The 12,140-nt window shown below is 39.2% G+C and carries 12 protein-coding genes and 1 tRNA gene; 9 read left to right on the plus strand and 4 right to left on the minus strand.

Translation table 11 applies throughout. The annotated features are described in order from the left end of the window. Positions 1–43: 43 nt before the first annotated feature. Both FHQ08_RS02640 and FHQ08_RS02645 read right to left on the minus strand, forming a co-directional pair. Entirely contained in the window at positions 44–490 is a 447-nt protein-coding gene (locus FHQ08_RS02640) for a GNAT family N-acetyltransferase (RefSeq protein ID WP_230912840.1), read from the minus strand. Beyond that, the gene (locus FHQ08_RS02645) at positions 441–839 is read right to left on the minus strand and encodes a GNAT family N-acetyltransferase (protein ID WP_230912882.1); all 399 of its coding nucleotides are present in this window, start codon (positions 837–839) and stop codon (positions 441–443) included. Before FHQ08_RS02645 ends, FHQ08_RS02640 begins: the two co-directional genes overlap by 50 nt. Positions 840–1,029: 190 nt before the next feature. On the opposite strand from FHQ08_RS02645, the gene FHQ08_RS02650 reads away from it, so the two are divergent. Next, complete coding sequence (locus FHQ08_RS02650; protein WP_230912841.1) at positions 1,030–1,896, plus strand: NAD(P)-dependent oxidoreductase; 867 nt, start codon at positions 1,030–1,032, stop codon at positions 1,894–1,896. On the opposite strand, the gene FHQ08_RS02655 is transcribed toward FHQ08_RS02650, so the two are convergent. Further along, the gene (locus FHQ08_RS02655) at positions 1,893–2,738 is read right to left on the minus strand and encodes an endonuclease/exonuclease/phosphatase family protein (RefSeq protein ID WP_230912842.1); all 846 of its coding nucleotides are present in this window, start codon (positions 2,736–2,738) and stop codon (positions 1,893–1,895) included. The two genes, FHQ08_RS02650 and FHQ08_RS02655, sit on opposite strands and share 4 nt — an antisense overlap. A 237-nt stretch (positions 2,739–2,975) precedes the next feature. Further along, positions 2,976–3,048 (minus strand) — tRNA-Lys (locus tag FHQ08_RS02660). Between the two features lie 184 nt (positions 3,049–3,232). On the opposite strand from FHQ08_RS02660, the gene yycF reads away from it, so the two are divergent. The 8 genes from yycF to FHQ08_RS02700 all read left to right on the plus strand — a co-directional run bounded on the left by yycF (position 3,233) and on the right by FHQ08_RS02700 (position 11,944). Next, a complete protein-coding gene (yycF, locus tag FHQ08_RS02665) occupies positions 3,233–3,946 on the plus strand; it encodes a response regulator YycF (protein WP_230912843.1) in 714 nt (237 codons plus the stop codon). Between the two features lie 19 nt (positions 3,947–3,965). After that, on the plus strand, positions 3,966–5,849 hold the full coding sequence (walK, locus tag FHQ08_RS02670; RefSeq protein WP_230912844.1) for a cell wall metabolism sensor histidine kinase WalK: 1,884 nt from the start codon (positions 3,966–3,968) through the stop codon (positions 5,847–5,849). Further along, a complete protein-coding gene (locus FHQ08_RS02675) occupies positions 5,840–7,144 on the plus strand; it encodes a YycH family regulatory protein (RefSeq protein WP_230912845.1) in 1,305 nt (434 codons plus the stop codon). Before walK ends, FHQ08_RS02675 begins: the two co-directional genes overlap by 10 nt. Positions 7,145–7,157: 13 nt before the next feature. Further along, positions 7,158–7,982: a two-component system regulatory protein YycI gene (locus FHQ08_RS02680; protein ID WP_230912846.1), complete on the plus strand. Its 825-nt coding sequence runs from the start codon at positions 7,158–7,160 to the stop codon at positions 7,980–7,982. 61 nt (positions 7,983–8,043) lie between these two features. Beyond that, on the plus strand, positions 8,044–8,853 hold the full coding sequence (locus tag FHQ08_RS02685) for an MBL fold metallo-hydrolase (protein ID WP_230912847.1): 810 nt from the start codon (positions 8,044–8,046) through the stop codon (positions 8,851–8,853). A 238-nt stretch (positions 8,854–9,091) separates the two neighbouring features. Further along, positions 9,092–10,402, plus strand: a complete 1,311-nt coding sequence (locus FHQ08_RS02690) for a S1C family serine protease (protein WP_230912848.1) — start codon at positions 9,092–9,094, stop codon at positions 10,400–10,402. 612 nt (positions 10,403–11,014) lie between these two features. Then, positions 11,015–11,494 carry a 23S rRNA (pseudouridine(1915)-N(3))-methyltransferase RlmH gene (gene rlmH, locus FHQ08_RS02695; protein ID WP_230912849.1) on the plus strand — a complete coding sequence of 160 codons (480 nt, stop codon included), beginning with the start codon at positions 11,015–11,017 and terminating at the stop codon, positions 11,492–11,494. A 114-nt stretch (positions 11,495–11,608) separates the two neighbouring features. Beyond that, positions 11,609–11,944 (plus strand): ASCH domain-containing protein, encoded by a 336-nt coding sequence (locus FHQ08_RS02700; RefSeq protein WP_230912850.1) that lies wholly within the window; start codon positions 11,609–11,611, stop codon positions 11,942–11,944. Positions 11,945–12,140 lie beyond the last annotated feature (196 nt).

Genomic DNA, 12,140 nt, shown 5'->3' on the forward strand with positions numbered 1-12,140 from the left:
TATGGCAAGGATTTATAGGCTAATCGGACTTTAGACTGAACTTTTAGTAGTCCCTTTGCTGTTTAAAAGCCGTTGGCACACTTTGAAAACCCAGTTTTGGATAATAAGTCATGGCAGAGGGGGCTGCCAGCAAAACAAGGGAAATATTCGGGCCTAAATCTTGATGAATTGTTGCGATAAGCTGACGACCGATACCTTGCCGCTGATATTGTTTGATGACAGCCAAATCAGAAAGATAACAGCAGTAAGATTGATCGCTAAAACCTCGAGCGACACCAATGAGCTCATCATCAGCCCATGCCGTATATAAAATATTAGCATTGTGAATCATGCGATCAATACGTGCAACGTCATCTACTGGCCGATGAATGCCGGAATTTTCGAAAACACGACTTAACTGTGCCGCAGTGATTGCTGCATTAGCTTTAATTGTAACCGTACTACGCCTCCCGATGAATGCGAAACATATTATTGACAGATTGGAAGCCACATTTTTGATAAAAACCAGTGGCACTAGGTTCAGCTCTTAAAGCAATCGTGACACGTGAGCCCAGAAAACGTTGCAGCTCCGAAATTAACTTTTGACCTAAACCAAGGTGCTGATAATTCGGGTCAATGACGATATCACTTAGATAACAACTATATTCATAATCAGTTAAGCAGCGGGCAAAGCCGATGAGTTGGTGATCATGCCAGGCACTTAGGGTAAGCGGCGTATGATCCAACATGATTTTAAGCCGTTGAATGTCATCAATGGCCTTATCAAAATTGGTTATTTGATAGAGGCGAGCGATTTCACTAGGTGTTACTTTGGCATTTACTTTGATTTCAATCTGCACATTGTCACCCATCTTTCCAATAAATAATTAATACGTTGAGTTTTAGTTTAGCCTATTTTGACATAAAAAAATATAACTGATAGACGAAAAAGAGGAGAAGTTTAATTTCTAGACAATTTTATGAGATGTTGCTAGGCTAGCCCTGAATATATTTCAAATCTATATTTGCTTACAGCAAGGAGATCATAAAATGAAAGTTACATTTATTGGCATTGGCGATATGGGGACACAAATGGTGCCACATTTAGCGGCCAATGGCTATGAAGTTAAGGTTTGGGATAAGGACCAAGAAAAGATGCAAAATGTCCAAGATGCCCATATTCAGATTGCCCATTCTTTAGAAGAAGCCGTTACATTTTCGAAACTCGTAATAACTTCCGTCATGTCTGAAGATGTTTTGGCACTGCATCTCGGTGAACCAGGAAACCCTGGCATTCTCAGTTTCTTACAGCCAGGTAGTAAATTAATCATAACTTCGACGCTAGATCCCAATAAAATAGCTGAAATCAATCAAAAAATGCCGGCGCAAACGCAGGTATTAGATGTACCGATGATTGGTGGTGTTAAGTATGCCCGAGAAGCCAAACTAGTTCTAATGGCTGCTGGCGATGAGGCAATCGTCCGAGAGCTAAAGCCAGTGCTATCTGTATTTGGTACAGTTAAATATGTTGGTGCGTTAGGCAATGGGGCAAAGCTCAAGCTGATTACGAATGTTGCGATCATGGCAGCAGAGGCAGGGATCCGAGAGACACTGGATTTAGCCGATGCATATCAGATCGATTACAAAAAAGTTTTAGAGTTACTACAATTAGGCCCACTAAAACCAGTTGTACTTAGAGCACTTGATGAAAGCAATCCGCGGCCGTTAAAAGCATCTGTAGCCGATGAGGACGAATTACTAGCCGCTACGAAAGATATGTTGAAATTACCACTTGCTGAAGGCTCAAGAGATCGACTGAAATTAGCCGTTGAACAAATAGAAGGTGAAGCCAAGTTTATTGATATTACAAATAAAAACACCTCGCTACCGAAGTATCGAGATGTTCAAAATAATTAATTTTGTGTATCAATGACGTTTTTTAAAGTAACCTCAGCAATCACCGGATAATGATCTGAAAGCCATGGCCATAAAGGAACTTCAAAATGGTTGATTTCAATATTTTTTGAAGTCAAAATATTGTCAATGGCGTAAAGTTTCATAGTTTTGTCATAAGTATTGAAAGTGTCTGTCCAATGGCCATCTTTACCATTGGCAAAATTCATCATATCCGCAAGTGGGGCCCATTCTTGATAAGTTTGATCCGTATTGAAATCACCGACCACAATTTTGTATGGGATAGGATCCTTTAATATGGCGTCTTTCAACTTGTTGATCTCGGCAGTTCGAATTTGTGCGTTTTCATAAGCCATGTGGGTGTTGTAAAAGGCAATTTTAACCCCTTTTACATTTAAAACCGTTCGCTGATAGATATAATCTTCAGTTTGACCTAAGTTTTCTTGATTAGGATAGGTTACTTGAGATACATCTGTCAAAGGTATTTTTGAGGCAATACCGGTACCATATTTACCGCCCTGAAAATCTAATGTTTTACCAAAGCTAGCATAAGGCATTTTGGCGAACTGGGTGAAGCGATTGAGCATGTCATAATTATGGCGTTTCGTATATTGATCTACTTCAGAGAGACCAATCACGTCGATATCTTTGGCAGCAATGGCTTGCGCTTGTGCCACCGTATTGATTTTCATTGGTGCACCAGCCGCAATATTGTAGTCGGCTACACGTAATGTCAAATCATGACCTTCCATTTGATAGGCTTGTACCTTAGATATGTTAGTCAGTAAGGCTAAACCGCTAATAAACACCAGCGCTAATCCAAGGGCAAACTTATTTTTAAACATTTTGTTTCCTCCATCTTTTTGCAGTGTATCTACTAGTTTAAAGAAGCAGTTTAAAAATTTGATGGCGGTTATGTAAAATAGGCGTAAATTTAATTCTAACTAGAATGGGAGACGGAATATATTCGTGCGTATTTTTATACACATCGCTTAATATCAGATCACTGACATTTCAAAAAAATAAAAAACCAGTAACAACGGCGTTTTAAGCCTCGTTGCTACTGGTTAATGTCAGTATGATGGGTTGTCAGGGGATCGAACCCTGGACCCACGGATTAAGAGTCCGTTGCTCTGCCAGCTGAGCTAACAACCCAATTCATCATTTGACGACTTAAATATATTAGCATACCCTATAAGTGGTTGCAATACTATTTACTGTAAAAATTCAAAAAAATCAAATTTCTTTGAGACCTAACGTACAATCTCAGTCTGATTTTGTAATACATCCTATATTTAGCTATAATAATTCTATGGCTCATGCCAAGGAGGAAACATACATGGCTAAGAAGATTCTCGTCGTGGACGATGAAAAACCAATCTCTGATATCGTGAAATTTAATCTTGAAAAAGAAGGCTATGACGTTGTCACAGCTTATGACGGTGAAGAGGCCGTAGAAAAAGTTGAATCTGAAGATCCAGATTTAATTCTGCTAGATCTTATGCTGCCGAAAATTGATGGTCTTGAAGTCGCTCGACAAGTACGAAAGACTCATGATACGCCGATCATCATGTTAACGGCTAAAGATTCGGAAATTGATAAGGTATTGGGTTTGGAATTAGGCGCAGACGATTACGTGACCAAACCGTTCTCAAATCGGGAACTCGTTGCTCGAGTAAAAGCTAATTTGCGGCGGCAGGTTAGTAATGCCCAGGCACAAGCACAAGAAGAGGGCGCTAATACTGAAATTACCGTGGGTGATTTGATTATTGAACCAGATGCCTATATGGTTTCTAAGCGCGATGAGAAAATTGAATTAACACATCGTGAATTTGAATTACTCTATTATTTGGCACGGCACATTGGACAAGTGATGACCCGGGAACATTTGCTTCAAACTGTTTGGGGTTATGATTATTTCGGTGATGTCCGGACCGTCGATGTTACTGTCCGTCGCTTACGCGAAAAAATTGAAGATGATGCCAGTCATCCAGAATGGCTGGTTACGCGGCGTGGCGTAGGTTACTATTTGCGTAATCCAGAGAATGATTAGCAATTGTGAAGGGTAATTCATGAATAAGAAGATAAATTTCTTTCAATCAATTCACTTCAAAATTGCAATGGCGTTCGTGTTACTATTGTTGATTACTTTAGAGATCATTGGGGCTTTTTTCATTAAAAGTCTCGAACGTCAGAATATTCGTGATTTTGAAGATTCTATTCAGATTCAACCTTATGTTGACAATCAACTGGCAACTGAATTATTGAAATCCAATGAGAGTGAATCTAACAAAAATATCAAAAACATTATCACCTCTGATATCAACAACAGCTCGATTACGGAGTTGCAGGTTGTTGATAACAAAGGTGTTATTCGTGGTACAACAAATGTGAATAACCAAGCGATTGTCGGACACCGAACAACGAGTACGCAAGTGAAGCAAGTGCTTTATAACGGGCGCAAGCAGACGCGGATTTCTTATGATAATAATCAAGGCAGCTACTATATTTCAATATTGCCCTTGATCAATCCTAATAGCGAAAATAACGCAACTGTCGGGGCAATTTATATTCGGGCTAGTATGGAAAAAGTGTATCGGGACATTAATACGATCACAGTCATTTTCTTGACGGCTTCATTGGTTGCTGGGTTGCTGGGTACGCTGATCGCAATTTTTATTTCCCGGGCAATAACTCGGCCAATTGACGAAATGAAAAAACAAGCGATTCGCATGGCTCGCGGAGATTACTCCGGGCAAGTTCGCGTTTATGGGCAAGACGAGCTGGGCCAATTAGCGGTTGCGGTCAATAACCTGTCCGTACGTGTGGAAGAAGCACAAGAAGCTTCAGAAGCGGAGCGACGCCGATTAGACAGTGTCTTAACCAATATGACCGATGGTGTCATTGCGACGGATCGTCGTGGCAACATCAGCATCTTAAATGATATGGCAGAAGAGTTTATTGGTATGGAAAGTAAAGATGCCATTGGACGGTCCATTTTACAAGTATTAGGCATTGAAAATGAATATAGTTTTCGCGATTTGTTAGAAGATAACCAACAAAGTATGATGCTGGACTTTTCAGATCGTAGTGATCATGATTTGATTCTACATACAACTTTTTCGCTGATTCAGCGAGAAACTGGCTTCGTAAGTGGGTTAGTCTGTGTGCTGCACGATGTTACTGAACAACAGAAAATCGATCAAGAACGGCGTGAGTTCGTCTCCAATGTCTCGCATGAATTGCGGACACCGCTGACCAGTATGCGCAGTTATATCGAAGCATTGAATGATGGGGCTTGGCAAGATCCTAAGGTTGCCCCAGAATTTTTGAAGGTGACCCAAGAAGAAACTGACCGCATGATTCGAATGGTTACGGACCTATTGAGTCTATCGCGGATGGACCAAGGCACAGCTAAGATGGAAACAGAATTCGTTAACATCAATGAATTTTTCAATTATATCTTAGATCGCTTTGATATGATGCTGAAAAATGACAAAACGGACGCCACGTTGACTTTAAAACCTCAAGAAGAAAAGAATTATAAAATCAAACGAGAATTTACCAATCGTGATCTATGGGTCGAAATTGATACCGATAAGATGACGCAAGTATTGGATAATATCATGAATAATGCCATTAAATACTCACCAGATGGGGGCACCATTACTTGTCGACTAATTGAAATGCATAATAACGTCATTATCAGTATTTCTGATCAAGGCTTGGGCATTCCGCGCAAGGATTTGAACAAAATCTTTGATCGCTTCTATCGCGTGGACAAAGCACGCTCCCGTAAGCAGGGCGGCACAGGTTTAGGCTTGGCAATATCTAAAGAAGTCATTGAAGCTCACCATGGTCGTATTTGGGCCGATAGTGTTGAAGGTAAAGGCTCCACATTCTATATTTCGCTACCTTACCATGATTATGAGGAGAGTGAAGACGAATGGGGATAAAACTCTCTGATGTATTATTAAAAGTCACTTTGTTCGTTACGATTGCCGTTAGTATTTTGTTCTCATTTTTGATTTGGACGAATAATGCGCGTTACGAACGTAATACCGATCCGAAACTATCTAATAGTCAAAGTACTATGCGCTCTAATAAAGCACTGGCGGATATTTATTTACCAACTCGGATCTTGGCACGCAAAGAACAGCAAGGCTATATGGTTTACAATCGAACCGCCAACCCAGTTTTGAGTTTTCAAAAAGAATTAAGCAGCTGGCGCATTCAGCACATCAGTCAGGCAAAAACTTATAATGATGATGATTATTTAAAACTGATCAATGGCAAAAATCGCATTCAACTCACCTATCCAGATTCTATTACTTGGCGCTTGCTCCGTGAAGTTTATGGATTTAAAGGTGAAACCAGTAAGCAAGACTTCAAATTGTCACGAATAATTTTTATGACCAAAAACACTAAGAAAGTTTACCTAGCTGATGATAGTAGCAAACGGGTCTATGCTGTTTCATTAGTGAATAATGGGATTAAAAAGTTAGATCAGCTGTTGACACATGCGGATTTACGGCTGCCAGTAGATGAACAACTCTTTAACAATAAGATTACGCTGTTTTATACCCATTCAGTCAACATGATGCCTTATAGTTACTTGATCTCTAAAGAGAATATCAATAATTATATTTCTACGTTACTTTCAAACGATGATGATGGCAGCATTGAAGCTCGGGAAAATGGCCCTGTAACGACTTATTATCGTGGCTTGTATAAGAAGCTTTCCACTGATGCCTCTACGGATCAGATCCAATATGAGGATTATACGGATATTGCGGCAATTGGATCGACAACAAGACTGCTAGAGAGTGGCTTTGATCGTCTTTCAAACGTAGGTAATAATCTGGCCAATGCCCGTTACTTCTCATTGGATACTAAGACACAGACCATCACATATCGGAGCTACGTTGAAGGTTTCCCAATTTTTCAGCAAAGTGATTTTGGCGTGGCCAGCGTGCAGATCAATCAAAATGGTGAAATCTTACGCTTTTCTAGCCGATCATTGCAAGTTCCAGTTCCAGCGGATGAAAAGCAAGTTAAAGTACCGGCAACCAAAGATGTATTGGCGCAGTTAACAGCTGCTGGTCAGGACATATCGACAATCAAAGATATTCGGCTAGGTTATCGGTGGGTTCAAAAGACTTCGGATCAGCAAGTCATTGATTTGACACCGACCTATTATGTTCATGTGGACGGTACGTGGAAAGATTATCATGATTTATTACAACAGTAAGGTGGTGTGATGTTTGGATTTTAAAAGACTCGAAATGATTTTCGTGGCTGTTTTTATAGCATTGGATATTTTTCTGTTTGTCTCTTATCGCCAAAATCAAAACGTCTATTCAAGTACAAATTCGAGCCAAACACCGACCCAACTGGTGAGACAAGATATGAAAGATGACAATATTACCGTTGGTCAACTTTCTAATAAGACACAAGATGGTTACTATTTAGCGAGTCGTGCAAATACCAAACTCAGCGAACGTGCGAATCGATTAACTGGGCAACAGATTTCTTTTGATCAAGATGATGAATTGACGAGTCGCTTTTATCAACCAGTCAATTATCGTAAGGGGCACGCGGTCACAACAGCTGAGAATTTATTAAAAGAGCGGTCAAAGGTTTTATTCGGCCGTGAATATACTTACTCGGATGAACTATCTTCTAATAGCCATCTAGTCTTTGTCCAAAGTCATAATAATATTCCTGTATATGACAGCAAAGCTTATTTAACTTTTGAATTGGATGATGGCGCGATTACAGGCTATACGCAGCGTTACATTGATGATTTCATTGTGCTGCGAGAAAAAAATACGGTGATCAGTGCTAAAGAAGCTGTAACAAATCTATATACTGATTCTGAGATTCCGACAAATTCTACCGTAGTTTGGCAGCGATTAGCTTATTATGGATTTGTGGATGCAAAAGGTAGTACGATTTATATTCCCACTTGGTATATTGGTATTAAAGACAATAGCACTAAGAACATTTCTACAAAACAAATCAATGGCTTTACAGGCGCCCTCATTAAAAACAAGAGCGCTGAATCAGCTGTGATCAATAGCAACTGATGAATTATCGTGAAATATATGCTATATTGAGAACTAGATTGTAGAGGAAGGGACCACTTTCATGGATAGAATTGATTCACATATGAAAATTAGTGTCTTAGCAAGTAGCAGTTCAGGGAACGTTACTTATATTGAGACACCTAAACGTAAGGTTTTGGTAGATGCCGGCTTGTCAGGAAAGAAGATCGCCAACTTGATGGCTAGCATCAACCGACGTTTAGAAGATGTGGATTCCTTGTTTGTGACACATGAACATACTGACCATGTCAAAGGGGTTGGCATACTAGCACGAAAATACCATATGGATGTTTATGCTAATGAACCAACTTGGGCTGCGATGGCGCATAAAATTGGGAAAGTACCTGTTGAGCAGCAGCACATCTTCGAAATGGGCAAGACCATGTCTTTTGGTGACTTAGATGTAGAAAGTTTCGGTGTTTCTCATGATGCAGCTGCCCCACAATTTTATCAATTTCATCATGACGGTCATGCTTTCGTAATTTTGACGGATACGGGCTATGTATCCGATCAAGTTGCGGGTGTGATCAAAGATGCAGATGGGTATTTGTTTGAATGCAATCATGATCTAGAAATGTTGCGGGCCGGTCGCTATCCTTGGCCATTGAAGCAGCGTATTTTAGGGGATAAAGGCCATTTATCTAATGAGGACGGTGGCAATGCACTGATGGATGTCATCGGCAACCATACTAAGGCCATTTATCTTGGGCACTTGAGTCAAGAAAATAATGTCAAAGAATTGGCACACCTAACTGTGACTCAAATGTTAGCCAATCATGATTTTGGGGTGGGTCATGATTTTCAAATTTACGATACTGATCCAGCAATTGCAGATCCATTAGCTGTGATTTAATAAATAAGAGCATCAATAAACAGTCATTATGAAACAGGTGTTTTGTTCTGACTGTTTTTTCATAAGTACATTTAGACATGGATATTTCCATTTTTTTCAAGAAAGCCTTAGAATATCAGTAGTTCAGCCTTTAGTCTGATTTATGTTTTATAGCGGTTTTTTCATAAATAATTCAAAAAACACTGCTAGTATATAGGCTGAAAGTAATGAACGACAAAAAAATTGAGGGTGATAGTTTATGGCAAGCAGGGAAAATAAGAACAATAGTGGCCTGTGGAAAACAGCAATTGTAGCTGTTATTTCGGCTGTAATTGGTGGTGGCGTGGCTTATGGGGGCTTCTCTTTAGCCAACCGGAATTCTGGTTCTACGACCGATTCGTCTTCATTGGTAACACAAAAGCAAAAAGGGTCGGGGACCACGCAAGTTAGTAATGTCACTGTTAACGCTAATAATCAGATGACCAAGTCATTTAATAAAGTTAAGGACAGTGTGGTTTCAGTTATTAACTTGCAAAAGGAAAGTGATTCGCAAAGTGAGGATCCGTTCGCTGGTTTATTTGGCGATCAGTATGGTAGTAATGGTAGTTCTAACCAGAAATCTGATAAGAGCGGGTCATTAGAAGAGTACGGTGAAGGTTCTGGTCTGATTTATGCGAAACAAGATGGCAAGGCTTATATTGTGACCAATAATCACGTGGTTTCTGGTTCAGACTCATTACAAGTTATTTTGAGTAATGGGACCAAAATGGAAGCAAAACTCGTTGGGACGGATGAGTTGACCGATCTAGCCGTTTTATCTATTGACGGCAGTAAGATTAATTCAACTGCTAGCTTCGGTAATTCGGATAGTATTAACCCAGGCGAACCTGTTATCGCCATTGGGTCACCACTCGGCAGTAAATATGCAACTTCTGTCACACAAGGTATCGTTTCAGCCAAGAGTCGAACGATGCCGATTACAGATGAACAATCTGGACAAGAAACTGGTGAAGCAACCGTTATTCAAACCGATGCCGCTATTAACCCTGGTAATTCCGGTGGACCGTTAGTTAATTCAGCTGGTCAAGTCATTGGGATCAACTCAATGAAGTTGGCACAAAGTAATAACGGTGTGTCTGTAGAAGGGATGGGCTTCGCCATTCCAAGTAATGAAGTGGTCGAGATCATTAACCAATTAGTCAAAAACGGGAAAGTCACTCGGCCAGCACTAGGTGTTTCGGTTGTCGATCTTTCACAGATATCCACAAGTCAGCAAAGCTCTGTGCTTAAATTACCAGATGATGTGAAGAGCGGTGCTGTGATTGCGACGGTAGAAAACGGGTCCGCTGCAGCTAAAGGTGGTCTGAAGAAATATGACGTCATTACCGCATTAGGAGATACCAAGGTTGAAAGTATTGCCCAGTTACACACGGCTTTGTACAATTATAAAGTCGGTGATCAAGTCAAAATTACTTACTACCGTGATGGCAAGCAACAAACAGCTAATGTTACTTTAGAGAAAGCTAGCACACAAACGCAAGCTCAAAATAAGAGTAACAATGCTGGCTAAGTAGCTAAGAACAAGACATTTTCGAAAAAAGAGTTGTGATTAAGCACAGCTCTTTTTTTAAGCATAAAAAATGATTTTGTAAAGCGAACGTACGTTTTAAGCACAAATATTTTTTGTAAATACTAATAAATAAGCACTTTTTAAACTAATAACGAACTTTTAAGTGGAAAATATGAAGCAAAATTCGTATTATATCTTGTCAAGTATTCACAGCAATGTGTATTTAAAATCAGTCAACCTGTGGATAAGTCTGTGGATTGTGTGTATAACAATAAAAATAAGGTCTGTTAGTTTTGCACAGAACTGTGGATAAGCTGTGTATAAGTCGAATTATTTTAACACAATTTATCCCTTAATACTAATAGCATCAACAATTGAAAGCCCTGTAATGCTATTTTCGAACATTAACTATTTTTGTGTATAACTCACATAAAAAAAGTTTTTTAAATTTTTTGAAATCCAATATTTAGTAAACAGGTGTTTTCTTGATACAATATATTGCGATGGTAAATAATGACCTGTGAATAAAATCGGTGGATAACTTGTGCGTTACTGTGAATGATCTAAATTACGCGTTTAAGCCATTAAATTATCTATAAAGGAACTGAAAAGATGAACATAAAAATTGTAGCAGTAGGAAAACTTAAGGAGAAATATTTTAAACAAGGTATCGCGGAGTATGCCAAACGTTTGTCTCGTTTTACCAAATTCACCATTGTGGAAGTGCCTGATGAAAAAGCTCCAGAAACGTTGAGTACCGCTGAAATAAGCCAAGTAAAAACTAAAGAGGGCGATCGTATTTTAAGTAAAATTCAGCCTAAAGAATATGTTTACGCGTTGGCAATTGAAGGCAAGCAACGGCCATCTGAGGTTTTTGCCAAAGAATTAAGTCAGCTGACAACTTATGGGCATAGTGACATTACTTTTGTGATCGGTGGTTCTCTAGGCTTGAGCCCTGAAGTGATGCAGCGCGCAGATGATACGTTATCTTTTGGTAAATTGACTTTGCCCCATCAACTCATACGATTGGTATTGACTGAGCAGATATATCGGGCATTTATGATCAACAGTGGCAGTCCGTATCATAAGTGATGCTGTTTAGTACATTGTTGTACTCTGAATTGTACGCATAAAGACTTTTTATCAGACCGATTATAGCTAGGAATTTATCCAAGATTTGAATAATTGAAAGGTGGTTGGCTATTAATGGAAATGGCAATTACACATGATCAGTTCATGTTGATTCAAGACCATATCAAGACGATTGAAGTTAGACTGAATGACGCCAAGAGGCAGAAGCTAAAAATTGGAAGCCACGTAACGCTTGTTGATTTGAATGATAGGCAAACTCTAACAGTAGAAGTAACCGATATTATAAAGTTTTCAAATTTCAAAGCGTTATACACTAGATTTGGCGGGCTATGTGTCGGAGCTGGGAAAAATGATAGTGTTACGAAAATGACTAATGATACATATAAGTACTATACGCCTGATCAAGAATTGGAAAATGGCGTACTTGCAATTCAAATCAAGTTGACTTGAAAGGAAAATAAATTAAAATTATATATTTTTTTATCAGCACATACGGTTGATATGAATCGAGCAAATTTATTTGGTATTTATGATCAATAATGACAGTCCGTATCATAAGTGGTGTTGTTTGGACGATGATAAAACATTTTGACATCGATTTTTTGATGGTTGTCGAAGAATTTTGGTAGTCATTCCTGGGTTAAAT

This window comes from Agrilactobacillus fermenti (assembly GCF_021030645.1).
Classification (GTDB): Bacteria; Bacillota; Bacilli; order Lactobacillales; family Lactobacillaceae; genus Agrilactobacillus; species Agrilactobacillus fermenti.